This window comes from Alteraurantiacibacter aquimixticola, assembly GCF_004965515.1.
Taxonomy (GTDB): Bacteria; Pseudomonadota; Alphaproteobacteria; order Sphingomonadales; family Sphingomonadaceae; genus Alteraurantiacibacter; species Alteraurantiacibacter aquimixticola.
The window spans coordinates 662,995-688,060 of the sequence record NZ_SSHH01000002.1 but is presented as its reverse complement, the minus strand read 5'-3'; the positions used below and the strand labels follow the sequence as shown (position 1 = coordinate 688,060).

The 25,066-nt window shown below is 65.6% G+C and carries 24 protein-coding genes; 14 read left to right on the top strand and 10 right to left on the bottom strand.

Annotated features, from left to right (window positions below):
- Positions 1-115 precede the first annotated feature (115 nt).
- Positions 116-865 (top strand): hypothetical protein, encoded by a 750-nt coding sequence (locus E5222_RS09800; protein ID WP_136693570.1) that lies wholly within the window; start codon positions 116-118, stop codon positions 863-865.
- Positions 866-885: 20 nt separating this feature from the next.
- Here E5222_RS09800 and astD read toward each other — a convergent pair whose 3' ends face one another.
- From astD to E5222_RS09785, 3 genes are all read right to left on the bottom strand, one after another.
- The gene (gene astD, locus E5222_RS09795) at positions 886-2,301 is read right to left on the bottom strand and encodes a succinylglutamate-semialdehyde dehydrogenase (RefSeq protein WP_136693569.1); all 1,416 of its coding nucleotides are present in this window, start codon (positions 2,299-2,301) and stop codon (positions 886-888) included.
- A 199-nt stretch (positions 2,302-2,500) separates the two neighbouring features.
- Positions 2,501-2,971 (bottom strand): DUF3617 domain-containing protein, encoded by a 471-nt coding sequence (locus E5222_RS09790; protein ID WP_136693568.1) that lies wholly within the window; start codon positions 2,969-2,971, stop codon positions 2,501-2,503.
- 51 nt (positions 2,972-3,022) lie between these two features.
- Positions 3,023-4,429: a protein adenylyltransferase SelO family protein gene (locus E5222_RS09785; RefSeq protein ID WP_136693567.1), complete on the bottom strand. Its 1,407-nt coding sequence runs from the start codon at positions 4,427-4,429 to the stop codon at positions 3,023-3,025.
- Positions 4,430-4,506: 77 nt separating this feature from the next.
- On the opposite strand from E5222_RS09785, the gene E5222_RS09780 reads away from it, so the two are divergent.
- The 5 genes from E5222_RS09780 (at position 4,507) to E5222_RS09760 (ending at position 10,244) form a co-directional block, all read left to right on the top strand.
- Complete coding sequence (locus tag E5222_RS09780; RefSeq protein ID WP_136693566.1) at positions 4,507-5,370, top strand: alpha/beta fold hydrolase; 864 nt, start codon at positions 4,507-4,509, stop codon at positions 5,368-5,370.
- Positions 5,367-6,506 carry a glycosyltransferase gene (locus E5222_RS09775; RefSeq protein ID WP_136693565.1) on the top strand — a complete coding sequence of 380 codons (1,140 nt, stop codon included), beginning with the start codon at positions 5,367-5,369 and terminating at the stop codon, positions 6,504-6,506. The genes E5222_RS09780 and E5222_RS09775 overlap by 4 nt, the downstream gene beginning before the upstream one ends.
- Positions 6,507-6,631: 125 nt before the next feature.
- The gene (locus tag E5222_RS09770; protein WP_136693564.1) at positions 6,632-7,399 is read left to right on the top strand and encodes a tetratricopeptide repeat protein; all 768 of its coding nucleotides are present in this window, start codon (positions 6,632-6,634) and stop codon (positions 7,397-7,399) included.
- Positions 7,400-7,413: 14 nt separating this feature from the next.
- Positions 7,414-8,766: an outer membrane protein assembly factor BamB family protein gene (locus E5222_RS09765; protein WP_136693563.1), complete on the top strand. Its 1,353-nt coding sequence runs from the start codon at positions 7,414-7,416 to the stop codon at positions 8,764-8,766.
- 107 nt (positions 8,767-8,873) lie between these two features.
- Positions 8,874-10,244 carry a methyltransferase family protein gene (locus tag E5222_RS09760; protein ID WP_136693562.1) on the top strand — a complete coding sequence of 457 codons (1,371 nt, stop codon included), beginning with the start codon at positions 8,874-8,876 and terminating at the stop codon, positions 10,242-10,244.
- A gap of 2 nt (positions 10,245-10,246) precedes the next feature.
- Here the strand turns inward: E5222_RS09760 and ubiA are convergent, their stop codons facing one another.
- Positions 10,247-11,152 (bottom strand): 4-hydroxybenzoate octaprenyltransferase, encoded by a 906-nt coding sequence (ubiA, locus tag E5222_RS09755; protein WP_136693561.1) that lies wholly within the window; start codon positions 11,150-11,152, stop codon positions 10,247-10,249.
- A 39-nt stretch (positions 11,153-11,191) separates the two neighbouring features.
- On the opposite strand from ubiA, the gene E5222_RS09750 reads away from it, so the two are divergent.
- Both E5222_RS09750 and E5222_RS09745 read left to right on the top strand, forming a co-directional pair.
- Positions 11,192-11,947: a 16S rRNA (uracil(1498)-N(3))-methyltransferase gene (locus E5222_RS09750; protein WP_136693560.1), complete on the top strand. Its 756-nt coding sequence runs from the start codon at positions 11,192-11,194 to the stop codon at positions 11,945-11,947.
- Between the two features lie 49 nt (positions 11,948-11,996).
- Positions 11,997-13,370, top strand: a complete 1,374-nt coding sequence (locus tag E5222_RS09745) for a glutamate--cysteine ligase (protein WP_136693559.1) — start codon at positions 11,997-11,999, stop codon at positions 13,368-13,370.
- Positions 13,371-13,514: 144 nt separating this feature from the next.
- Here the strand turns inward: E5222_RS09745 and E5222_RS09740 are convergent, their stop codons facing one another.
- Complete coding sequence (locus tag E5222_RS09740; protein ID WP_136693558.1) at positions 13,515-13,886, bottom strand: VOC family protein; 372 nt, start codon at positions 13,884-13,886, stop codon at positions 13,515-13,517.
- A gap of 133 nt (positions 13,887-14,019) precedes the next feature.
- Here E5222_RS09740 and soxR point away from each other — a divergent pair, with 133 nt between their 5' ends.
- On the top strand, positions 14,020-14,460 hold the full coding sequence (gene soxR / locus E5222_RS09735; protein ID WP_136693557.1) for a redox-sensitive transcriptional activator SoxR: 441 nt from the start codon (positions 14,020-14,022) through the stop codon (positions 14,458-14,460).
- 50 nt (positions 14,461-14,510) lie between these two features.
- A complete protein-coding gene (locus E5222_RS09730) occupies positions 14,511-15,182 on the top strand; it encodes a spermidine synthase (RefSeq protein ID WP_136693556.1) in 672 nt (223 codons plus the stop codon).
- Positions 15,183-15,194: 12 nt separating this feature from the next.
- Here E5222_RS09730 and smc read toward each other — a convergent pair whose 3' ends face one another.
- The 4 genes from smc to E5222_RS09710 form a co-directional block, all read right to left on the bottom strand.
- On the bottom strand, positions 15,195-18,617 hold the full coding sequence (gene smc, locus E5222_RS09725; protein WP_136693555.1) for a chromosome segregation protein SMC: 3,423 nt from the start codon (positions 18,615-18,617) through the stop codon (positions 15,195-15,197).
- Positions 18,618-18,641: 24 nt separating this feature from the next.
- Positions 18,642-19,385: a thioredoxin domain-containing protein gene (locus tag E5222_RS09720; protein ID WP_136693554.1), complete on the bottom strand. Its 744-nt coding sequence runs from the start codon at positions 19,383-19,385 to the stop codon at positions 18,642-18,644.
- A gap of 106 nt (positions 19,386-19,491) precedes the next feature.
- Positions 19,492-20,166: a thioredoxin domain-containing protein gene (locus tag E5222_RS09715; RefSeq protein WP_136693553.1), complete on the bottom strand. Its 675-nt coding sequence runs from the start codon at positions 20,164-20,166 to the stop codon at positions 19,492-19,494.
- Entirely contained in the window at positions 20,163-20,723 is a 561-nt protein-coding gene (locus E5222_RS09710; RefSeq protein ID WP_136693552.1) for a DUF721 domain-containing protein, read from the bottom strand. The genes E5222_RS09715 and E5222_RS09710 overlap by 4 nt, the downstream gene beginning before the upstream one ends.
- Positions 20,724-20,755: 32 nt before the next feature.
- Between E5222_RS09710 and E5222_RS09705 the strand changes: the two genes are divergently transcribed.
- Positions 20,756-21,778, top strand: a complete 1,023-nt coding sequence (locus tag E5222_RS09705) for an A/G-specific adenine glycosylase (protein WP_136693551.1) — start codon at positions 20,756-20,758, stop codon at positions 21,776-21,778.
- Here E5222_RS09705 and E5222_RS09700 read toward each other — a convergent pair.
- Positions 21,775-21,993 carry a hypothetical protein gene (locus tag E5222_RS09700; RefSeq protein ID WP_136693550.1) on the bottom strand — a complete coding sequence of 73 codons (219 nt, stop codon included), beginning with the start codon at positions 21,991-21,993 and terminating at the stop codon, positions 21,775-21,777. The two genes, E5222_RS09705 and E5222_RS09700, sit on opposite strands and share 4 nt — an antisense overlap.
- 116 nt (positions 21,994-22,109) lie before the next feature.
- Between E5222_RS09700 and E5222_RS09695 the strand changes: the two genes are divergently transcribed.
- From E5222_RS09695 to E5222_RS09685, 3 genes are read left to right on the top strand one after another with little or no spacing between them, the layout of a single operon-like run.
- Complete coding sequence (locus E5222_RS09695; protein ID WP_246021661.1) at positions 22,110-23,453, top strand: serine hydrolase domain-containing protein; 1,344 nt, start codon at positions 22,110-22,112, stop codon at positions 23,451-23,453.
- Positions 23,453-24,343: an NAD(+) diphosphatase gene (gene nudC / locus E5222_RS09690; RefSeq protein WP_136693549.1), complete on the top strand. Its 891-nt coding sequence runs from the start codon at positions 23,453-23,455 to the stop codon at positions 24,341-24,343. The genes E5222_RS09695 and nudC overlap by 1 nt, the downstream gene beginning before the upstream one ends.
- Positions 24,343-25,023 (top strand): DsbA family oxidoreductase, encoded by a 681-nt coding sequence (locus E5222_RS09685; RefSeq protein ID WP_169053543.1) that lies wholly within the window; start codon positions 24,343-24,345, stop codon positions 25,021-25,023. Before nudC ends, E5222_RS09685 begins: the two co-directional genes overlap by 1 nt.
- The last annotated feature ends 43 nt before the right edge of the window (positions 25,024-25,066 follow it).

Here is a 25,066-nt window from a genome sequence, read left to right as displayed (position 1 = left end):
TGCTGTCCGGACGCCTTGAAGCCTTGCGGCACCGGATCGGCGGGGTGCATGATGGGGAAAATATTCACCCTTTCGTTAAACCGTCTTTGCGCGTCAGCACGCTATGCCTCGCCCCATGATCCACCTCCCGCGCCCTCTCCTGCACCACCCGGCAATGCTGTGCGTCAGCGCGGTGTTGCTGGCATCCTGCGCGGACCAGTCGTCCGAACAGCTGCCGGTGCAGCGTAATGCCGGCGATCCGGTGATGGATGCGGCATTGGCGGACCAGATCATGGTCGATCCCGACATGGTCAATCGCAACGGCGCGAACCAGCTGGCGAGCTATGGGACCATGAGCGGAGCGCTGCCGCAGACCGATCGCGGTGCGCAAGCCGCCCGCGCCGCGCGTGATGAGGCGTTGGCCCTGGTCGGCGGCACAGGTGCCATGCGCCGCGCGCCGCAGCCGCAGCGCATGGATGGTGAATTGCCGCCCGAGGCACGCCTGAGCGTCGCGGCGCGCGCTGCCTCTGCCGGAGAAGGGTCGGGTGATTGCGCCGCCAGCGCGCAATTCTCCGCCACATGGGCTGCGCGCCTGCCGCAAGCCTTTCCCGTCTATCCGCGCGGCGCGGTGCAGGAAGCGGCGGGAAGCGATGCGGGGGGGTGCTCGCTGCGAGTCGTCAATTTCACCACGCCGGTGGCGCTGGGTGACGTGATGGACTTCTACTACACCCGTGCCACGGTCGAGGGCTTCGAGGTGGAACGCATCCACCAGGATGGCGAGGATATCCTTGGCGGGACCAATGCGGGGCGCAGCTTCATGGTCTTCGCCCGCCTGCTCGATGACGGCATGACCTCAGTCGACCTGGTGACGACCGGCGGCGTCTGAGCCGCCAGCGCGCCGCTCTATCAGTTGTCCTTGAAACCCACACCCACGCTGGCGCGCGGCTGCTCCATCTCGGTGCTGGTGACCGGATAGGCGCAATAGTCTGCAGCATAGAAGGCCGCCGGGCGGTGATTGCCCGACAGGCCGATGCCGCCAAAGGGCGCGGCGGAAGAGGCGCCATTGGTGGGCCGGTTCCAGTTGACGATTCCGGCGCGGATATTGGCCCAGAAGCGGTTGTAATCCGCAGGCGTTCCGCCCACCAGCGATGCGGACAGGCCGAAGCGTGTATTGTTCGCCTCGGCAATCGCTTCGTCCAGCTCGTCCACCTTGACCACCTGCAGCAGCGGGCCGAACAGCTCGACATCGGGCCTCTCTTCCATCGCGGTGACATCGACGATGCCCGGCGTCAGGAAGGGCTTCGTATCGTCCGGCCTGCTCATATGCATGATCGGCTTGCCGCCATGCGAGAGGAAATAGAGGAAGCTCTCGGTCAGCTGGTCGGCGGCGGCATTGTCGATCACCGGGCCCATGAAGGGCTGCGGATCGTCGAACGGGCTGCCGATGATGATGCGCTTCGCCAGCGCCTTCACCTCGTTCACCACATCGTCATAGAGGTCCGACTTCACGATCAGCCGCCGCGCGGCGGTGCAGCGCTGGCCGGCTGTGGTAAAAGCGGACTGGATCACCAGCGCGGCGGCATCGCGGATCTTGGGTGTATTCCACACGACCAGCGGGTTGTTCCCGCCCATTTCCAGCGCGAGGATCTTGCCCGGATCGGTGGCGAGCTTCTTGTTGATGGCGATGCCGACCTGCGCCGAACCGGTGAACAGCACGCCGTCGATGCCGGGATGGGCGACCAGCGCCTTGCCTTCGTCGGGTCCGCCGATCAGCAGCTGGACCAGGTCTGCCGGGATGCCCGCGCGCTTGAGATACTCCAGCAGCCTTTCGCCCACGGCAGGAGTCTTTTCGCTGGGCTTGAGGATGATGGCGTTGCCCGCGATCAGTGCAGGGATGATATGGCCATTGGGCAGGTGCGCGGGGAAGTTGTACGGTCCCAGCACAGCCATCACGCCATGCGGCTTGTGCCGCAGCGAGGCGGAGCCCTGCAGCGCGCTGTCCAGCTTGCGCTGCCCGGTCCGCTCCGCATAGGCGCGGATGGAGATTTCGACCTTGGCGATGACAGCTTCGACCTCGGTCCGGGCTTCCCACAGGGGCTTGCCCGTCTCGCGCGAGATCAGCTCGGCGAATTCGTCCTGCTCCTTGCGCACTTCATTGGCGAAGCGGCGCACCAGTTCCATGCGATTGGCGAGCGGCTTGGCCGCCCATTGCGGCCAGGCAGCGCGTGCGCGGGCGACGATCCCGTCCACGTCACCGTGCTCGCCGCGCCACAATTCCTCGCCGCTGGCCGGTTCAAAGGATACCAGTTCAGATTTGCTCAAGGAATGCAGCCTTTTGATCGATCGATTTTGCGCGCCAGGCGCCTTGCGCGTCCCTTACGCGCAGATGCCGTTATTGCCAAATGCGGTTACGTGAGAAACCGCTCCCTCTCGGCACTGACAATAGAGTGTCCCGCATCCCTTCGCGGTGAACGGATATGGTAAATTTCTTATCTTTTCCGCCTAATAGCTTCAGGCGCGATCAGCTGCAATCGCCAGTGCGTTCCCCGCTGATGGTGGCGCTCATCTGCATCGAACCCATCGGTCCTTCCATCTGCATTTCCATGTTCATGTTCATGGTCATGTTATAGGTCGTGTCGGTGTAGGTCCCGGACATGGCCATATCCATCATGCCCTGCCCGGTATCGCACTGTGCCACCGCGTCCAGCTTTCCGCCGGACATATCGAACTGCGAATATTCGCATTGCCCGCCGGTCTGGTCGAACATCTGCTGCGGCGCATTGTCGATATCGGCCTGGGTCAGACAGGTGGTTGCTCTCTGCACGTTCTGCCCCATCTGCGTGCGGATCATGTCGGCAATTTCGGGCTGCAAGTTGCCCGGCAGCTGGATATCGGTGACGCGCATGTTCGATTGCCATTCGCCCGGCTCGATAGCGGCGGCGGCGCTGGCAGTGGCAAGGGCGATGACGGAACAGATCGCGATACGGCGCATGTTTTCCTCCCTGTGGTTCGGCGGGGAAGGTAACGCAGGCTGGCCGCTACGTCACCCTCCGCTTCCCAGCCCCGCAGGCGCGGGCGCCGGGCCGAGCGCCTCGCTCATATTGCGCAGTGCGGAGACCTTGGTCTGGAGGACGGACCAGTCGTCCTTCTTGTCGATCGCGTCCCAGATCGCCTCGACCTCCTCGATCAGCATGCTTTCGGGCTCCTCGCGGTCCCAGTAATCATGCGGGTCGCCAGCGGGCTGGTAACCTTCCAGAGCCTCTGCCAGCGCACCGGTGGCGTTGCGCCCAAAGCGGTAGGCGTGGAAGAAGGCGTCCGGCCCGATCCCACCTTCGCGCATCGTCACTTCGGCAGCGGCGATAAGCGCACCGTCGTTCTCCACCCCGCGGCTTTCGACGCCCAGCCGCCAGCAGAAGCGGCGCACCATGTTCGCCTCGTAGCACGGGCCATAGCGGTCGAGCGCGGCGATCAGCGGTTCGGCCTCCACCAGCGGGCGCAATGCGATGGCAAGCTGGCCGAGGTTCCAGCGCAGCGCCTCCGGCTGTCGGCCGAAGGCGTAGAGGCCGCTCTCGTCGAAATAGGCGGCGGTGAAGGAGGGATCCCAGTGCGGCAGCCAGCGCCACGGGCCGTAATCGAAGCTCTCCCCGCTCACATTCATGTTGTCGGTATTGAGCACGCCGTGGACGAAGCCCGCGACCATGTAGCTGGCGGCAAGGTCCGCCAGCCGCTCGACCACGAGGTGCATCAGCCGGATGGCAGGTTCGTCGCGCCCGGGCGCATCCTCGGGCGGCGGCGGGCCGGGAAATTGGGTGAGGGTGTAGTCCACCAGCGCGGCCAGCTGCTCATGCTCTCCCAAAGCGGCGAGGCGCTGGAAGCTGCCGATACGGATATGGCCGTGCGAGAGGCGCGTCAGCACGGCGGAGCGGGTCGGCGATGGCTCGTCATTGCGCCACAGTTCCTCGCCCGTTTCCACGACGCTGAAGGTCTTGGAGGTATAGACGCCCTGCGCCTCCAGCATCTCGGTGGCGAGGATCTCGCGCACAGCGCCTTTCAGCGTCAGCCGCCCGTCGGCCGTGCGGCTATAGGGCGTGGTGCCGCTGCCCTTGGTGCCGAGGTCGAGCAGGCGGTCCTCCCCGTCGCGCAATTGGGCGAAGAGGAAGCCGCGTCCGTCGCCAATCTCCGGATTGTACACGCGGAACTGGTGGCCGTGATATTTGAGCGCGAGCGGTTGCGGGAGATTGTCCGGTAACGGCTCGAACGCACCGAAATGGCGGGTCCAGTCCGCATCGGACAGGTCGTTCAGCCCCACCGCCTTGGCCCAGCGGTCATTGCGAAAGCGCAATTGCTGGCGCGGGAAACCGGCCGGCTCCACCGCATCGCCGATCCATTCGGCAATAGCGGTGATTTGCGGGTCGGGGCGATAGGCTGCTGCTTGCGGTTCGGCGCGCATCTGGCATTAGTGGCGATCGAAACGGCGCCGCGCAAGGCGGTGTCCGGCCAGCCACGCATAAAGCTCGAAGGGGCGCAATGACCGATCAGCCATGGCAGGACGGCAGCTGGGAAAGCGCCGACGGGCTTTCGCTGCACTACCGCGACTATCCCGGCGATGCCGCGCGCCCGGCGATATTGTGCCTTCCGGGCCTCACCCGCAATGCCCGCGATTTTGAGCCGGTGGCAGAGGGCTTCGCAGGCAAGCATCGCGTAATCTGCGCGGAGTTCCGCGGGCGCGGGGAAAGCGATTATTCGAAGGAACCCGCCACCTATATCCCCGCGCAATATGTGGCGGACATGCTGGCCTTTTTCGACCAGGTGCAGCCGGGCCGCGTGGTGGTGCTTGGCACATCGCTCGGTGGCATCGTTGCTACCTTGCTGGCGGCACAAACGCCCGAGCATTTTGCCGCGATCGGCATCAACGATATCGGCCCGGTGATCGATCCTGCGGGCCTCGCGCGCATTCGCGACCAGGTCGGGCAGGGGCGCAGCTATCCGACATGGATGCATGCCGCTCGCGCGCTGCGGGAGAGCATGGGCATGATCTATCCCGACTTCACCATTTCCGAGTGGCTGCGGCTGACCAAGCGGTTGATGGTATTGGGGCAGAGTGGACGCATCGCCTACGACTACGACATGCGCATTGCCGAGCCTTTCGACGAGGCCGGGGACGATCCTGCGGGCGATCTGTGGCCGGCCTTCCGCGCCCTGCCGCCCGTGCCCAAGCTGGTGTTGCGCGGCGAATTGTCGGACATCCTCTCCACCGCCACTCTGGGCGAGATGGAGCGCGAGATCGACGGCCTCGAGGCCGTGACCATTGCCCGCACGGGACATACGCCGACGCTCGACGAAGCCGAATCGCAGGCCGCCATCGCCCGCCTTCTGGAGCGCGCCGGATGAGCCGCTCCAAGCCGCGCATACTGCACCTGCATTCGACCTTCGATCCGGGCGGCAAGGAAGTACGCTCGGTCCGGCTGATGAATGTCTGGGGCAAGGATGCCGAGCATGCGATCGTCTCCGGCGACCTTGAGCGGCGCGGCGCGGCGAAGCTGATCGCGCCGCAGGTCAAGGTGAGCTGGCCCAAATTCCCGCCGCTTTCCGGGAAGCCCACGCCGGGCAGGCTGAAGCGGCTGGCGGCGGCGATGGCGGGTTACGACCTCATCTGCACCTATAATTGGGGCGCGATCGATGCGGTGATGGCGCACACCCTCTTCGCCGATGTCTTCGCCGTCCCTCCGCTCGTCCATCATGAAGACGGGTTCAACGAGGATGAAGCGAAGCGATTGAAAATGCGGCGCAACTGGTACCGCCGTATCGCGCTCGGCCGCACGGCCGCGCTTGTGGTGCCGTCGAAGAAGCTGGAGACGATTGCGCTCGATACCTGGGGGCAGCCGCGCAGCCGCGTGCGCCGGATCGCCAACGGCATCGACACGCGCGCCTTCTCCGCCTCGCCGAAGCGCGACTTCCTGCCCGGCCTTATCAAGCGCAAGGACGAATACTGGATCGGCACGCTTGCCGGCCTGCGCGCGGTGAAGAACCTGCCCGTGCTGGTTCGCGCGATGCAGAAGCTGGGAGACGACTGGCAGCTGGTGATTGCGGGCGAGGGGCCGGAGCGTGCCGCGCTGGAGCAGCTGGCGATCGATCTGGGTGTGGAGGACCGGGTCCACCTGCCCGGCTTTATCGAGAACCCTGAGAAGATCATGGGCCTGTTCGATATTTTCGCGCTCTCCAGCCATTCGGAGCAATTCCCGATCTCGGTGGTCGAGGCGATGGCGGCGGGCCTGCCGGTGGTGGCGCCGCGTGTGGGCGACATCCCAGAGATGGTCTCTACCGATAACGGCCCATGGCTCACCGCGCCAGGAGACGAGGAGGCGCTGGTGGACGCGCTGTGGCATCTCACGGCCAAGCCGGAGGATCGCAAGCGCATCGGCAAGGCCAATCGCGATCGCGCGCGCGCCGAATATGACGCGCGGGCCATGACCGACCGCTATCGCGCGCTCTATTGGGGCCTGATGGACCGCAATCGCCCGGACTGAGGGGCGCAGCAGCACTTCATCCAGCATTCACCCATTGGGGGACAGGCTGAATCAAACAATTGAATTGGTCAGCCCCAACGCCTAACAGCGCGGGCTCAACGGTTAACGCAATCCAGCAGACGAACGTGGCAACTACACCCAACGATCCCGACAAGAAGCGCGATCTTGAGCAGGAAATGCTCATGCGCGAAGTGGACGAAGCAGTCCGCACCGACGATGTCACCAATGCCGTGCGCCGTTTCGGCCTGCCCGTCGGCATCGCGCTGGTGCTGGGGCTTGCAGCCTTTGGCGGCTGGCTGTGGTGGGATCGCCAACAGGAAGGCGCGCTGGAAGGCCAGTCCGAACTGATCATCCAGGCGATGGACGAATTGCAGGGCGGCAATCTCTCCCAGGCGGATGAGGAACTGGCCATGGTGGATGGCGAGACCAGCCCCGGCGCGCTCGCTTCCGCCAACATGATCCGCGCCGCCATCGCGCTCGACGAAGGGCGTACGGATGATGCCGTGGCTTTCTACGAGCAGGTCGTGCGCAATGAAGGCGCGCCGCCGCCGATGCGCGATGCAGCGCTGGTGCGGCTGGTGGGCGCCAATTATGACAATATGGACCCGCAGGAAGTGATCGACCGCCTGGGCCCGCTTGCGGTTGCCGGCAATCCGTGGTTCGGCAGTGCGGGCGAGCTTGTCGTCCATGCCTATCTGGATCAGGACAAGGTGGACCAGGCCGGTCCGCTGATGATCGAAATCGCCCAGAACGAAGACGTGCCCGCCACGATCGCCGCGCGTATCCGCCAGCTCGCAGGCCGCTATGGCTTCGACGCTATCGACGATGTCGAAGAACTGCTGGCTGCGACTGCCTATACCGGCGCGGCAGAAGGCGCCGCTGCGGCGCAATGACACAGGAAAACCGCATGACCCGTTCCGTCCTTTCCCGCCGTCCGGCTGCATGGATGATTGCCGGCCTTGCCGCGCTTGCCCTCGGCGGCTGCAGCATTATTGGCGGTGGCGGCGATGACGAGCCGGATACGCCGACCATCGGCAACCGCACGCCGATCCTCTCGCGCATTGCGACCGAGATCGTGGCCGATCCTGCGCTGGCAGGCGTTTCCGTGGTTCTGCCTGCTGCGGAGGCCAATGCCGACTGGCCGCAGGGCGGCCGCAATGCCGCCAAGGTCACCGGCCATGTGACGCTGGGCAATGCGCCCGCGCGCGCCTGGACCGCTGCGATTGCCGGCACCACCAAGACCCGCCGTCTCGCTGCCGCGCCTGTGATCGGTGGCGGCATGCTGTTCGCGGTCGATGGCGAGGGTGTGATCCATGCTTTCGACGCGACGACAGGCGCGCGCCGCTGGACGCACCGAATCCAGGTGTCGGGCGATCTGCGCGATGCCACTTTCGGTGGCGGAGCAACCTACGATTCGGGCAATATCTATGCCACCAGCGGCACGGGTGACGTGGTGGCGCTCAATGCCGAGACCGGAGCCGAGCGGTGGCGCAAGAAGCCCGCCGGGCCGCTGCGCGGTTCGCCCACGGTGGCCTTCAATGCCGTCTACGTGATGACGCAGGACAACCAGATCCACGCGCTCAATTCCGCCAATGGCGAGCCGGTATGGCAGGATGCCGCAGCCTCCGGCCAGCAGGGCGTCTTCGGTGTGGCCGCTCCCGCCGTTGGGCAGGGTTCGGTGATTGCCGGCTATTCCTCCGGCGAAGTCGTCGCCTATCGTTATGAGAACGGCCGCGTGCTGTGGTCCGACGCCTTGGCGCGCACCTCGATCTCGACCGCGGTCGGGTCGCTGACGGACGTCGATGCCGATCCGATCATTGCCAATGGCCAGGTCTTCGCGCTGGGGCAGGGCGGGCGCATGGCCGCTTACGAACTGACCACCGGCCAGCGCATCTGGGAGCTGACGCTTGCCGGCATTTCCACTCCGGCGCTGTCGGGCGAATGGGTCTTCACCCTGACCGACGATGCGCGCCTGCTGGCCATCCAGCGCGGCACCGGCCGCGTGCGCTGGGTGACGCAGCTGGAAGCATTCCGCGATCCCGAGGATCGTGAAGGTCCGATCTTCTGGACCGGCCCGGTGCTCGCCAGCAACCGCCTGTGGGTCGCCAGCAGCGAAGGCGAGGTGCACTCGGTCGACGTGATGACCGGCGTCAACACGCTGTTCACCGAGCTTAGCGACGGCGTTTCGCTGCCGCCGGTGGTGGCGGGCAATACGCTCTATATCCTCGATGACGGGGGTCGGATCACCGCCTTCCGCTGAGTCAGGCTCGCGCCGGGCGTTAAGCCTTGCGCGAGTGCCTGTCCTGAATCGGGAAGCGGTAAATCCGTTGCCAGCGCCTTAACCTCTGTCACGCTAGGCAGCGGCGCATGAGCGCGACTTCGTCCCCATCGCCAACCACTTTGCGACTGCCCGCCAGCGACGTTTCACCGTGGGTCGGATTTGTCGGCCTGGCGGTGCTGCTGGCCTATATCCTTGTCTGCCGCAGCTGGCCGGAGATCGTGGCGACGCTCGGCATGCCCGGTCCGCAAATGCGCCTGTCCGGCCCCTTCTCCGCGCTTGCTGCCATGGCGTTGACCGGGCTGGCGATGGCCGCATGGTCCCTCTTTGTCGACAAGGTGCATCGCAATCCCTCGACCGGGATCGACTGGGACAATCGCCGCCCCGTGCGCGAGATCATCGATATCTCCGCCACCAAGCTTGCCGGGCTATGGGCGACATGGGCGATCATCGGCGGGCTCTATTGCATCGGTCGCTGGTACTGGGACGGGCAATATCTCTTCGCCATGGAAGTGATCGGCACGGCGGCCGTGCCGATGTTCCTGCTCTCCGTCCCCTATGTCATCTGGCTTGACCGGGTGATGGAGCGCCCGCGCGATGCCAGCTGGCATTTCGGCGCGCTGCTGCTGGGCCGTGAGGCCTGGGACATGGAGCAGGTGAAGAAGCACTGGCGCAGCTGGATCATCAAGGGCTTCTTCTCCGCCTTTATGATCTCCATCCTGCCCGCCGGTTTCCGCGGTATCGTGGAAGCGGACTTGGCCCAGATCGCGGGCAATCCGGTGGCCGTGGGCATGCATCTGTTCGAGCTGCTGTTCGTGGTGGACGTGCAGATCGGAACGGTCGGCTACCTCCTCACCTTCCGCCCGCTCGATTCGCATATCCGCAGCGGCAATCCCTTCCTCGCAGGCTGGCTGGCGGCGCTGATCTGCTATCCGCCGGTGGTCTATGGTTTCATGGGCAATGGCGGGATCATCCAGTACGAATACAACACCGCCGGGTGGAACCACTGGCTGGCAGGCTCCGACCTCGTGCTGTGGATATGGGCTGGCTGGCTGGCCTTCCTCACCGCTATCTATGCCTGGGCGACGGTGGCTTTCGGCATCCGCTTTTCGAACCTCACCTATCGCGGCGTCCTGACCAACGGGCCGTATCGCTTCACGCGGCACCCGGCTTACCTGTCGAAGAACCTGTTCTGGTGGTGCTCGGCCATGCCGTTCCTCGTCACCAGTGGCAGCCTGGTGGATGTGATCCGCAACACCTTCTTCCTGGGCGTGGTGAGCGCGATCTATTATTGGCGCGCGCGGACCGAGGAAGCGCACCTCTTGGGCGAAGATGAGAAGTACCGCGCCTATTACGACTGGATGCAGGAGAACGGAGCGATCACGTCCCGGCTGGCGAAGCTGATTCGCCGCTTCAACCCGCGTCCCGCGAGTCCGGCAACGCTTCAACCCGCCGAATAACCCTAGGCATTCCCCACCACGAAACAGGCCGCGGCGACCAGCGCGCCAGCCCAGCGGTTGGAACGGAAACGTTCGAGCGGGTTCGCCCCGTCCGCCGGATCGAGCGTTCCCACTTGCCATGCGAAATGCAGCGTGACGGGGATCAGCGCCAGTAGCGCGATCCAGTCTGCCCGCAGCAGCCAGAAGGCGAGGGCGAAACAGGCAATGGCGGCGGTGTAGAACAGGCCCACGCCCGCCTTCACACTCTCGCCCAGCCGCAGGGCGGAGGACTTGATGCCCACCAGCGCATCGTCCTCGCGGTCCTGCAGCGCGTAGATCGTGTCATAGGCCATGCACCAGAAGAAGGCCCCGGCGTAGAGGGCCAGCATCACGCCGAGGAGGTCGTCGCGCATCGCGATCCAGCCCACCGGCGCTCCCCATGTGAAGACGAGGCCGAGCCAAGCCTGCGGCCACCACGTGATCCGCTTCATGAAGGGATAGGCGGCCACCAGCAGCAGGCTCGCCAGCGCCACCAGCTGCGCTTCAAGCCGCAACTGGAACAGCACCAGCAGCCCCACGCCGCACAGGGCGAACAGCCAGATCCACGCGGCCTTCAGGCTTACCCTTCCACTCGCCACGGGACGAACGGCGGTGCGCGCCACCTGCCGGTCGAGATCGGCATCGACGATATCGTTATAGACGCAGCCCGCGCCGCGCATGGCGATGGAACCCAGCAGCAGCCACAGCACCAGCTGCCATTGCACGCCGGAACCGCTGAGCCACACGCCCCATGCACAGGGCCAGAACAGCAGCCACCAGCCGATCGGCCGATCGAATCGGGCCAGCAGGGCGAAATCGCGCAGCGAGGCGGGCAGCAGGCCCACAAACCCGCGATGTTCGCTGTCGGGCGTGATCTGGTCGCTCGTCATGGCTTGCCTCCTAGCGTGCAGCACAGCTAGTGCCTAGCCATGCCCGCTACTCCTGCATGGCCGCCGCGAAGCGCACCCCGTCTCTTCGTCGAGGCTCCCCTGGCCGAGGGCCAGGCGGTCGCGCTCGACGGGCCGCAGGCGCACTATCTCTCGCGCGTCATGCGCGTAAGCGAAGGCGATGCGGTGATCCTGTGCGACAATGTCACTGGCGAATGGGCCGCTAAGGTGGCTGAGGCAGGCAAGCGTAACTGTGTTCTCGAACCGGTCGAATTGCTCCGCAAGCGTGAGGAGGTGCCGGATTTCTGGCTCTGCCCCGCCTTGCTGAAGAAGGACCGTTTCGACATGGTGCTGGAAAAGGCGAGCGAGCTGGGCGTGCGCCGCATCGTCCCCGTGCTCACCCGCCGCTGCGTGGCCGACAAGCTCAATCCCGACCGGGCACGCACCATTGTGACCGAGGCGGCGGAACAGTGCGCGCGCACCGCGTTGCCCGAACTGGCCGAGGTGACGAAGCTCGATGTCCTGCTGCGCGAATGGCCGGCTGACCGTGCGCTGTTCTTCGCCGACGAACTGGGCGGGGAAAGCGCAGCGCATGCGCTGGCCAACCATCGCGGGCCGACCGGCTTCGTAATTGGCCCGGAAGGTGGCTTCGACGATGGCGAGCGCGAAGCGATCCGCGCCCATCCACAGGCACGTCCGATTTCTCTCGGTCCACGCATCCTGCGGGGGGAAACGGCGGCGCTTGCGGCCACCGCATTGTGGATGGCGATTGCCGGCGATTGGAGTGATGCAAATTGACGCAAATTGGCACTGGCGCGCAGGCCGTTAACATCCTAACGGCCTTGCCATGAGCACGCGCAAGGCGTCCGAGGGGGAAGAGCGGCCGATTGAGGGCCGCGATGCGCTGGTCGCGCCGATGCAGGCCGGCGAGAAGGCCCCTGACGCATGGAAGATCGGCACCGAGCACGAAAAGCTCGTCTTCAACAAGCAGGACAAGCACGCCCCGTCTTATGACGAGCCCGGCGGCATCCGCGACATATTGATGGCCATGCGCCAGTTCGGCTGGGAGCCGGTGGAGGAGAACGGCAAGGTCATCGCCATGAGCGGCGATGACGGCACGATCAGCCTCGAACCCGCCGGCCAGTTCGAACTGTCGGGCGCGCCTCTCGACAATCTCCACCAGACCTGCGCCGAAACCGGCCGCCACCTGAAGCAATGCAAGATCGTGGGCGAGGAATGCGGCGTCGGCTTCCTCGGCCTCGGCATGTGGCCGGACAAGACGCGCGAAGAACTGCCGGTCATGCCCAAGGGCCGCTATGATATCATGATGCGGCACATGCCGCGCGTGGGCGATCTGGGCCTCGACATGATGCTGCGGACCTGCACGATCCAGGTGAATCTCGACTATGCGAGCGAGTCTTGCATGGCGCAGAAGTTCCGCACCTCGCTGGCGCTGCAACCGCTGGCGACCGCGCTCTTTGCAAATTCGCCTTTCACCGAGGGCAAGCCTAACGGCTTCCTCTCCTTCCGCAGCCATATCTGGAGCGATACCGACCCGCATCGCACCGGCATGCTGCCCTTCGTGTTCGAGGACGGCTTTGGGTACGAACGCTATGTCGACTACATGCTCGACGTGCCGATGTATTTCGTCTTCCGCGACGGGAAATATATCGACGCCGCGGGGCAGAGCTTCCGCGACTTCCTGAAAGGCGAGCTGCCCGCGCTGCCCGGCGAATTGCCGACGGCGAGCGACTGGACCGACCACCTTTCCACCGCCTTCCCCGAAGTACGGCTGAAGAGCTTCCTCGAAATGCGCGGCGCCGATGGCGGCCCGTGGAACCGCATCTGCGCGCTGCCGGCGCTGTGGGTGGGCATTCTTTATGGCGAGGGCGGCGCGCTCGATGCCGCATGGGACCTCGTCAAGGACTGGTCGATGGAAGAGCGTGAGGCGTTGCGCAATGCGGTGCCGAAGCAAGCGCTCGACGCACCGATCCCCGGCGGCCGCAAGCTGCGCGACCTTGCCGGGGAAGTGCTGGATATCGCCCATGCGGGCCTCGCCGCCCGCGCGCGCCACGATGCCAGCGGTAATGACGAGACCGGCTTCCTCGAACCGCTGCGCGAGATCGTCGATAGCGGCAAGGTTCCCGCCCAGCTGCTGCTGGAGAAGTTCCATGGCGAATGGGGCGGGGATATCGGCCGGGTCTACGAAGAGGCGTTCTAGGCCAACCCAAGATCATCGTTATTGCGAGCGTAGCGCGGCAATCCACGGTGGCTTGGTGCGGCCTTGGATTGCCGCGCCGGCTTCGCCTCCTCGCAATGACGATCGGGAGGCCGGGCAAAGCGCTCCTCCGGCCTGCGCATCGGTTCAAACATAGCTCACCACTTCGAACTCGATGCCGTCCCAGTCGAAGAAGTAGAAACGGCGGCCGGGCTCGTAATCGTCATGGCCCCACGGCTCCAGCCCGTGTTCCATCACCACGCGTTCCGCCGCGTCGAGATCGTCGACCAGCAGACCGACATGGTTCATCGGCTTGCCCTTCTGCTGGCCCGCATGATCCTTGCGGTCGGTGTAGAGCGCCAGATAGGTCGCATCCTCGCCGACATGGATGGTCTCCCCACCATTCATCGCCTCTCCACGCCAGCGCTGGTGCCAGCCGAGCAGCTGTTCGAAGAAGGCGGCCGATCGCTCGATATCGGTCACGGTCAGGTTCACATGTTCGATACGTCCTTTGGTCATGTCACAAATCCTTGCGGTAAATCGTTGAAACGAAACCGTCATCACGCAGTCCGATGAGGGCGGTGCGAATCAGGATTTGCGCAATCTGCAACCTCAAGCTAAGTTGAGGTCAAGTATTTGGGGATAATTTTTCGTGGCAGCTACTCGCTTCATCACCATCGGCCAGCTGGCCAAGCGCACGGGCGTGGCCGTATCGGCCATCCGTTTTTACGAGGAGAAGGGGCTGCTCCATGCCCTGCGCACCAGCGGCAATCAGCGGCGCTTCATGAACGGCGATATCCGCCGCGTCAGCTTCATCCTGATCGCCCAGCGCCTCGGCCTGTCGCTGGAGGATATCGAGAAACAGCTCGCCGGCCTTCCAGAAGGCCGCAATCCCACGCTGGCGGACTGGCAGAAGATCAGCCGTTCGATGCGCGCGCAAATCGATGAGCGCATCCGCCTGCTCACCCGCACGCGCAGCCAGCTGGACCAGTGCATCGGCTGCGGCTGCCTCAGCCTGACAAGGTGCGAGCTTTACAACAAGGATGACCGGCTGGGCCTGAAGGGCTCGGGACCGAGGGCTGTGCTGGATTAGGCGGGCGATCCTGCTGGCCATGCGCAGGCGCAAGGTGCATATGGCCGCGCATGATACCCCTTGAACATCTGGCAAGTGCGCGCGTCCCCGGCGGCGAGGAATTGCGGCTGATGCGGCGCGGCGCGGATTTCATGATCGTGCTCGACCGCAACGAGCTGATGAACAGCCGGATGAGCGGTTCGGAAGAGGCGCTGGCGGAGCTTACTGCCGCGCGGCTGGGTGACCGGCCCAAACAGCGTTGGCTGATCGGCGGCTATGGCATGGGCTTCACCCTGCGCAAGGCTTTGGCCGTGCTCGGACCCGAGGCGCAGGTGGAGATTGCCGAGCTGGTGCCCGAAATCATCGAATGGGCGCGCGGCCCGATGGCGGAACTGACCGCCGGGTGCCTCGACGATCCGCGCGTCACCTTGCGGCAGAGCGATGTGGCATTCCCCATCGTGCGGGCGCGCGGCAGCTACGATGCGATCCTGCTCGATGTCGATAATGGCCCCGACGGGCTGGTGCGGGCGGACAATAACCGCCTCTATTCTCGCGAAGGCCTCGCCGCGGCGCGCAATGCGCTGACGCCCGGCGGCGTGCTGGCGATCTGGTCGGCCGCGCCCGATCCGGTCTTTGCCGGGCGGCTGCGCAAGGCAGGCTTCACGGTTGACGAGGTGGTGGTGCGGGCGCGCAGCAACGGCAAGGGGCCGCGCCACGTGATCTGGTTCGCCACGCGCCGCTGAGCGAGCGCGCTACTATTCCGCCGCCAGCGCTTCCGCTTCGCCAAGGTCCACGCTGACGAGGCGCGAGACGCCCTTTTCGACCATGGTCACGCCGAACAGGCGGTGCATGCGGCTCATGGTCACGGCGTTGTGGGTGACGATCAGGTAGCGGGTGTTCGTCTCGCGGACCATGGAGTCCAGCAGATCGCAGAAACGGTCGATATTGGCATCGTCGAGCGGCGCGTCGACCTCGTCCAACACGCAGATCGGCGCCGGATTGGTGAGGAAGAGCGCGAAGATCAGCGCGGTGGCGGTCAGCGCCTGTTCGCCGCCCGACAGCAGGCTCAATGATTGCAAGCGCTTGCCTGGCGGCTGGGCGTAGATCTCAAGGCCCGCTTCGAGCGGATCGTCGCTGTCCACCAGCGCGAGGTGGGCCTGACCGCCTTCGAACAAGCGGCTGAACAGCACGCGGAAATGGCCGTCCACCGCTTCGAATGCGGCGCGCAACCGTTCGCGTCCCTCGCGGTTGAGATTGCCGATGGAGCCGCGCAGCCTGCTGACCGCTTCGCGCAGTTCCTCCTGCTCGGCGGCATTGCTGCCATGCTCTTCCTCGATCCGCGACAGTTCATCGGCGGCGACGAGGTTGACCGGGCCGATGCGGTCGCGGCTGGCAGTGAGGCGGTCCATCTCCTCGCTCTCGGCGCCGGAGTCCTTCACCTGCGCTTCTTCGAAGGCGAACTTGCCGGCCAGCATGCGCGGCGGGCACTGGAAGCGCTCGCCCGAAATGCGCGCCATTTCCTCGCGCCGCTGCTCTTCATTCTCGGCGCGGGTGGCAAGGGTGGCGCGGTTTTCGCGCGCGGTTGAAAGCGCTTCGTTTGCCGTGTGCAAAGCGGTTTCGGCCTCGCGCATCTCTTCGTTGGCGGCATTGACCGCCGCTTCGGCCTTGGCGAGTTCTGCGGTGAGGCGTTCGCGCACCTGCTCGCCGCCCTCGATCTCCTTCATCAGCCCTTCGGGCTTGGCGGCGGTGACGGCGCGTTCCTGCTCGATTTCCTCGAAACGGGCGGACATGCCGGCAAGGCGCTGCGCTGCTTCGCCCGCGCGCGCTTGCCAGTTCGCCTTGTCCGAGCGCTGGGACGCGACGCGCTCGCGCGCCACGGCCAGCGCCTGGTCATGCGCGGCGAGCGTGGCCATCGCCGCCTGCGCCCCGTCGCGCGCCGCCTCGTTCTTCGCCCGCGCGGCATCGAGCTTCGCGCGCCCGCTTTCGGGATCCGGCAGGGCGGAGCGCTTGTCCTCGGCGGCTTTCACTTCGGCTTCGGCTGCCTTGCGCTGGTCGGCGAGGTCCTTTTCGCTTTCGTCCAGCTCGGCAAGGCGGGTGGCGAGGCGTTCGCGCCGGGCTTCGGCCTGGTCGAGTGCGCGCAGGGCCTGCCGCTCATCTTCCGCCGCCTCGTTCACTTCGCGCTCGGTGGCGATGAGGTTGCGCTGGAGATCGGAAGCTTCGGTGGAGAGGCGATCGTGCTGGCCTTGCGCGCTGGACACCGCATCTCGCAGGGCTGGAAGCTGGCTTTCGAGTTCTGCAAAGCGGTTGTCGGCTTCCAGCCGCGCGGCTTCCGCCGCCCCTTCGCCGCGTGCGACGAACCCGTCCCAGCGGCGCAGGAAACCGTCCTTGGTCACCAGCCATTCGCCGGGGCCGAGGTCGCGGCCATCATCGGCATCGGCGACATGCACCAGGGCGAGGCGGGCGGCGAGTTCGTCCGGGCATTTGGTGACATGGTCGGCGAGGCTGTCCGCCACCTTCTGGGGAGCTTTCGCGCCGGTCCAGTAGCGGCCATCTGCTCCCGCGGCAGGTGTGCCGAGTGGCGATTTGCCGTCGCGCCCCAGCACTGCGGCGAGCGCGCGCTCATAGCCCTTTTCCGCCGCCAGCCGGTCGAGCGCGGCAGGCATCCCGCCCCGGCTCTGCGCCTGCTTGGCGCGCGCATCGCGATCGCGCTGCATGGCGGTGAATTCGCGTTCCACGCCGGTCAGTTCGGCGCGGGCGGAGGAGAGGGCGCTTGCCGCCTGGTCCCGCGCGGTGGTGAGCTCGTCCTTGCGCGCGCGGCTGGCTTCCAGCTTCTCGCGCAATTCCTCGCGGGCGGTGGCGGCCTGTTCGGCGGCGGCCTTGGCTTCTGCCACCGCAGCATCCGGATCGCCTTCGCCGGTCAGGCTCTCGCGTTGCTGGACAAGGCGCGCGGCTTCATTCGCCAGCCTTTCAAGCCGCGACTTTGCCTGCGCCACCTCGGCCTCGGCCACGCGCCACTCGGCCTCGACGCCCGCATGGTCGGCGGTCGCCTTGGCCAATGCCAGCTCGGCTGCGCGGCCCGCGCGTTCCGCATCCTCGCTCTTGGCGACGAGGGTGGGGCGCTTGGCCTCATCCTCTTCCAGCGCCTTCGCCGCCGTGGTGAGCGACTTTTCGAGATCCTTCATCGCCTGCGCTGCATCGCGCGTCATGCGGTCGGCTTCGAACTTGTCCTCTTCCAGCCGCGCCTTCTGCCGGTCGAGATCGGCAAGGCGCTGCTGCGCTGCTTCGAGCTGGCTGGCGAGCGCGGCCATGCGGTGGCCATGGGCGCTGGCATCGTCGCGCCGGTCGGCCAGCTCGTCACGCAATTCGGCCAGCTTTTCGGCCAGCGCGTGCTGCGCCTTTTGGGCCGCCTTTGCCGCCTCCTGAGCCGTCGTCACCCTCTCGTCGGCCTGCTTTGCCTGCCCTCGGGCCGCTTCCGCCGCCTCCGCCGCATCGCGCCAGCGGGCGAAGAGCAGCCGCGCCTCGGCGACGTGGATCTTGTCGGTGAGTTCCTTGTAGCGCTCCGCCTGCTTCGCCTGCCGCCTGAGCGAAGCGATCTGGCCGTCGAGGCTGGACATGATGTCTTCCAGCCGCTCGAGGTTCTTTTCGGTCGAGCGCAGCTTGCTCTCGGCATCCCGGCGGCGGACGTGGAGGCCAGCGATACCCGCTGCCTCTTCCAGCATCATGCGCCGTTCGGCGGGCTTGGCGGCGATCACCTGTGCGATCTTGCCCTGGCTGACGAGCGCGGGCGAATGCGCGCCGGTAGCGGCATCGGCGAAGGTCAGCGCCACGTCTTTGGCGCGCACGTCATTGCCGTTTACGCGATAGGCGCTGCCCGCGCCGCGCTCGATCCTTCGGGTGACGTCGAGCGCCTCGCCCTCGTCATCGGCGGCGTGAAGCACGACCTCGGCAAAATCGCGCGGCGGGCGGCTGGCCGTGCCCGCGAAGATCACGTCCTCCATCCCGCCCGATCGCATGCTCTTGGGCGAGTTTTCGCCCATAACCCAGCGGATCGCTTCGAGAAGGTTGGACTTGCCGCAGCCATTGGGGCCGACGACGCCCGTCAGCCCCGGCTCGATCCTCAATTCCGCAGGCTCGACGAAGCTCTTGAAGCCCGACAGCTTGAGCTTCCTGATCTCCATCGTGCGAGCCTGACCCGCCGTGCCCTAGCGGGCGCCGGCGCCCTGCAGCGCGGTTTCCACCACGCTCCAGCTGGTGCCATCGAGGCGACGGTCGTTGAGGAAGAAGGTCGGCGTGCCGGTCACGCCCAACTCGTCGGACTGGGTTTGCGAATTCGAGATGATCGTATCGACCGCTTCGCTATCGGCGAGGCAGGCCAGGCCCTGGTCGCGGCTGATCCCGCGCGAGGAGAACCAGTCGAGCAGACCGGTCACTTCGCCAATCGCCTGCATGCGCGTTTCCGGCGGCTGGCTGGAAGCGGCCTGGAATGCCGCCTGGTCACCCAGCGCGCGGTCGCGAATGGCGTTGAGATCGGCCCATCCCTGCTTTGCCAGCGGAACGCCGGTGGCCGGATCGCCGCAACGCACCAGCGTGGCGAAGGTCAGGTCGAGCGGGTCATGTACCTGGTTGCGCAGCTCGAAGCTCACCACGCCCGAGGCGACATATTCGTCAAGCGCGCTGCCCGCCTGGTTGGCGAAATTGGCGCAGGCGGGGCAGGTGTGGCTGGCATATTCCACCAGCTTGAGCGGGGCATCGGGATTGCCCATCAGGATGCCGCCCATCTCGGTCATCGTGGCGGTCTGCGTCCAGCTTGTCCCTTCGGGCGCGGCGATCGGGTCGATCGGCTCACCGTTCAGCGACCCGCCGTCTTCTCCGGAAGCGCATGCGGCCAGCCCCAGCGCGAGCGGGGCTGCGAGGGCGGCAAGGGCGAGGCGGTTGATCTGTCTCATCACGAAAATCCTGTCTTTGATCGAGTGGAAGGCTAGCCCAAGGGGCTTGGGGGTGCAAAACGCGTCGACCACTAGGGGTGGTGTTTTTGCACAGGGATATACCCGGTTATTGTCCAGCGGTTGCGAGTCTCGGCCGCAGGCTGGCCCAGTCATGGACGCCCTCCTGCAAGGTGCCATTGACCACGAAGCTTGGCGTGCCGGAGATTGCCCACTGCTCTCTGTCGGCTTCCATCTGCGCCACCAAGGCGCGCGCCGTCGTCTCGTCGTTCAGGCACCGGTCGAGTTCGGGGCGCGAATAGCCGCGCCTTTCCAGAAGGTCGTAGAAATCGAGGTCGGAGGCGATGGCGCGCATCCGGCTGCCAAAAGTGCCGGTGGTCCAGCGCGCCCTCTGAGCAGGGGAGGCGTTGACCGCCACTTCCATCCACTCCTCCTGCGCGCGCAGCAGGGCGCGGTGATTGCCCCAGAAGCGATTTTCCGGACCGCATTGGGCAGCAAGCGCGGCGGCAATGTCCAGCGGATTACGGATCACGTTGCGCACTTCCATGTTGACCGTGCCGGGCTGGATATATTGTAGCCGCAGGGGCGCGTCCGACTGGACTTCGAATTGCGCGCAATGCGGACAGGAATAGCTGACGAAAGCGATCAGCTTCGTCGCCGCATCGGGATTGCCGAGCCGGTGGCCGGTCGGCGTTTCGACAAAGGTGGCGTCCCAGTTTTGTGCTGCCAGCCCTGCCAATGGTGCAACGGCGAGCAAGAACCCCGCCATCAGCGCCTTTCTCATTTTGTCTCGTCCTCTCTTGAACCCAGTGAACGGGCCAGCTTTTCCAGCACCGTGCGCAATTCCGGATCACCAATATCGCGCAGGCTTTCGCCAAGCTCCATCGGAATGGGCTTGAGCGAAGGCGGCGCGGTCCGCTCTACCTTGGCTGCATCCGGCTTAACCGCGCCTTGCCGCATCTTCACGCGAGCGACGGCCTTGTAGCCGAAGAAGCGGTTCACCCGCTCCATGATTTCGGGGATCACATGCTGGATCAGCGGGGCATGGGCGGGCAGCACCACCAGCTGGAGGATACCCTCGCTCTTCTCCCCCGGCGGGAAGCGGATCGATTCAGGCTGGCAGACCTTGGCATGCGCCTCACCCACGATTTCCGGCCAGCGGGTGACCACGCTCGCCTGCACGAAGCCGAATCGGCGGAAGGCCGCGCGGCCGATTTGCGGCACCAGGTCCGCCACCGGACGCGCCTCGCCCCCGCGCGGACGCTCATATGGCTTCGCTTTGGGGGCGGATTTGCGCTTGGCCGTGGAAGGCTTGCGTCTCTGGTCGTCATCGCGTGGCATTGCGCGGCGGGCTATGCCATGGGCAGACGGTAATGGATAGGGTCGCTGCTCTCCTTCTCGATTGGTATGATGGCCATGCGCGCAGCCTTCCATGGCGGGTGAGAGATGGCGCACGTCCCGATCCCTATCGCGTGTGGCTGTCCGAAGTGATGCTGCAGCAGACCACCACTGCCGCCGTCGCCCCCTATTTCGCGAAGTTTACCGAGACCTGGCCCACGGTCGAAGCGCTCGCCGCCGCGCCGGAGGAGGAGGTGATGGCCGCCTGGGCGGGGCTGGGCTATTACTCGCGGGCGCGCAACCTGGTGAAATGCGCGAAGCAAGTCGTGGAAATGGGCGGCTTTCCAGAGGCTGAGGCGGAGCTGCGCGAGCTGCCGGGGCTGGGTGATTACACTGCCGCCGCCATTGCAGCGATCGCCTTTGGCCAGCGCGCTGTGGTCATTGATGCCAATGTCGAGCGGGTCGTCGCGCGGCTCTTCGCCATCGAGGACCCGCTGCCGGGCGCGCGCCGCTTGATCCGCGCGCATGCGGACCGGATCACGCCTGACGAACGCGCGGGAGACTTCGCGCAGGCGATGATGGATCTGGGCGCCACTATCTGCACAGCGCGCAGTGCCAGCTGCCTGCTTTGCCCGGTGCAAGGCTTGTGCGAGGGGCGGGCGAGCGGCGATCCTTTGCGCCTGCCGGTAAAGGCGGAGAAAAAGGCCAAGCCGCGCCGCACCGGCACCGCCTTCTGGATCGCGCGCGAGGATGCGGTGTGGCTGGTCACGCGGCCGGGTAAGGGCATGCTGGGCGGCATGCGCGCGCTTCCCGACGATGACTGGTCATCGAAAGCGGACGGCCATGGCGAACCGCCGGTCAAGGGCGCATGGAAGGCTGCGGGCGTGGTGCGCCACTCCTTCACCCATTTCGACCTGGAGCTGGGCGTGGTGGTTCATGCGGGCGATGATCCCGTCGCGCTGGAAGGCGGCGAGTGGTGGCCGCTCGAACGGCTGGCGGATGCGGGATTGCCCACCCTTTTCGCCAAGGCGGCCGAACGCGTGCTGGCGGGGCGTTAGATTCCGCCCAGAAGTGTCAGCCTGAGCAGCGCGATCACGAAGATAACCAGGCACAAATTGCGCCCGGTATCCTTGCTCGACAGTGCGCCCAACACGATGCCCACCACTACCAGCGGCAGGGCAAAGATATTGGCCCAGCCGAGGAAAGGGATCTGCGCCGGAATAACGATGACCAGCGAGAGCAGGCCGATGAGGATGGAAGCGATGTTCAACATGTGTATTACATAGGTAATGCACCTGCGGTCTGCAAGACCCCGCACCGCCCCAGCGCGCACTTGAAGGTCGGTTGCGTCCTGCTACTCTCCGCGCCGTTCTTGGTGGGAGACGATGCGTGCGTTCCAGCGAATACCGGGCCAGCGAATATCGCGGCCTTGCCTTCAACCGTCGCCAGCTGCTGGGAGGCGGGGCTGCTGCGCTCGGCATGCTGTCCATGCCCATGGCGCTGCGTGCGCAGGGCGCTGCATCCGCGCATCCGGACTGGCCGGGTGTCTCCCGCTTCATCTCCGGTTTCGTCGATAGCGGGCAGGTGGCCAACATGGTCGCCACGCTCGGCTATGGGGAGGCGGAGGCCGCCGTGCTGGCGCGCGGCACCACCAGCTTCACCAGTTCCACCTCCGCGGATGCCGATACGCTCTACCGGATCTATTCGATGACCAAGCCCGTCACCGGCATGGCGACGGTGATTTGCATCGATGATGGCCTCATCTCCCTCGACCAGCCGATTGCCGAGATCCTGCCCGCCTTCGCCAAGATGCAGGTGCAAAGGGAATATGACGGCGCGATCACGCCCGGCAATCTGGAACCGGCGGTGCGGCCGATCACCATCCGCCATTGCCTGACGCATACGGCGGGGCTGGGCTATTCGATCGTCCAGCAGGGCCCGATCTCCACGGCCTATGCAGAAGCCGGGCTGGTGCCGGGGCAAGTCACGCGGCTGGATGTGCCGGGCGCGCTCAATGGCAAGCCGGTGAACAGCCTGGAGCTGTTCGCCGACAGGCTCGCCACCATGCCGCTGGTCTACCAGCCGGGCACCAAGTGGTCCTATTCGGTCGGGCTCGACCTGCTGGGCCGGGTGATCGAAGTGGTCACGGGCAAGAGCTTCGATGCTTTCCTGAAGGAGCGGATATTCGATCCGGTGGGTATGTCCTCCACCTGGTTCCGTGTGCCGCACGAAGAGGCGCATCGCTTAACCGCCAATTACTTCCTCGCCGATGGCACCTTGTTGCCGGTCGACCTGCCCGACAGCTCGATCTATCTTGATGAGCCGCCCTTTCCCTTCGGCGGGGCGGGCCTTGTCTCCAGCTCGCGCGATTATGACCGCTTCCTGCAGATGATCGCCAATTACGGCGAGATCGACGGGGTGCGGGTGATGAGCGAACCGGCGGTGCGCCTCGCCACCTCCGACCTTTTCGCCGATACCGTTCCCTATGAAGGGCGCTTCCAGTTCGGCGAGCGCCCATTGGGCTATGGCGCGGGCGGGCTGGTCGGTTCGGGCGATGCGGCGGGCCTGTTCGGCTGGTTCGGTGCGGCGGGTACATGCGGCCTCGTCAATATGAGGCGGAGCCTGCGGCATAATCTGATGACGCAATATATGCCCAGCACCGCCTATCCGGTGCAGAATGAATTTCCCGTGGTGGTTGAGGTCGACGCGCTGGCGCAGGACGCACGCGGCTGATGGCCAGCCTTGCCTTTACCGGGCACGGCATCGACCGTGCCGACCATGTGCGCGCCGATCCCGAACGGCTGGCGGAGTGCCGCGCTTCTCCGCAGGCGCTCGTGCTCGATAGCGACGGGCTGGCCCCCAAGCTTGGCAAGGATCGCCACCTCCTCTGGCGCAGCCTCGATGGACTAGGCGAAAAAGCGGAACTGGTCTTCCTCGGCATCCGCGAAGGCGCGCCGCTTTTCGCCGAAGTGCCGACTTCGGGCGACGATCGTCCCGCCTACCAGCAGCGCCCCGTCTGGCGCGAGATCGCGCTGCTGCCTGCACAGGACCTCGCCATCTATGGCGGCGCGCGCAGCCTGATGGACTGGCATGCGCGCCACCGTTTCTGTTCTCGCTGCGGTAAACCGACGCAGATCGCCAAGGGTGGCTGGCAGCGCAATTGCCCTGCTTGCGAGGCGCAGCATTTCCCGCGCACCGATCCCGTCACCATCATGCTGGTCGAGCACGAGGACGCACTATTGCTCGGTCGCGGCCTCAACTTTCCCGAGCGCCGCTATTCCGCGCTGGCCGGTTTCGTCGAGCCGGGGGAGAGCATGGAGGAAGCCGTCGTGCGCGAGGTGCTGGAGGAGGCGGGCGTCACGGTGCGCGATGTCTCCTATATCGCCAGCCAGCCATGGCCCTTTCCCAGCCAGCTGATGATCGGCTGCCACGCCATGGCCGAGGGTCGCGAACTGACGGTCGACACGACCGAACTCGCCGATGCCGACTGGTTCAGTCGCGCGGAAGTCGCCGCCGCCATGGGGGGAGACGAGAAGGACGAAAGCCTGCGTTTCCTTCCGCCGCCCGAAACGGCTATTGCCCACCACCTCTTGAAATGGTGGCTGGAACGAGGACGAGACTGATGGCGGATGAATTGCAGGTCGATGTGTGGTCGGACATTGTCTGTCCCTGGTGCGCGATCGGCATCACCCAGTTCCTGAAGGCGCGCGAGCAGCTGAAGGGGGAGGTCGACTTGACGATCCGCTTCATGCCGTTCGAGCTCAACCCCGACATGGGCCCCGAAGGCCACAACCAGATCGATCTGCTTGCCAAGGCATACAACAAGACGCCCGCAGACGTGCTCGAAATGCGCCGCACGGTGGAAGCGACAGGCGCGGATGTCGGCTTTCCGATGACATGGCAGGGCGAGGGCGAGGAGCCGGTGCTGATGGTGTGGAACACGCACAAGGCGCATATGCTGCTGCGCTGGGTGCTGACCGTTTCCGACACCGAAGCGCAATTGCGGCTGAAGCTCGCTTTTCTGCGCGCCTATTTCCAGCTGCGGCAAAATGTCTCGGACGACGCGGTGCTGCTTGATATCGCCGAGGCCGAGGGCTTCGATCGGGCCGGGGCAGAGGCCGCGCTCAAGGACGAGGCGCTCTCCACCGCGATCACAATGGAAGAACAGCGCGCCCGCCAGAACAATATTTCCAGCGTTCCGACTTTCGTGGTCGCGGGCAAATATATCCTGCAAGGTGCTGCAAAGCCTGAGGAATATTCGGCCGCGCTGGTGAAGCTCGCCAGCATGGAGGCGATGGCCTGACGCTCGTTGCGCCGGGTCAATGCGCGGCGTGCCGCCTGCGTCC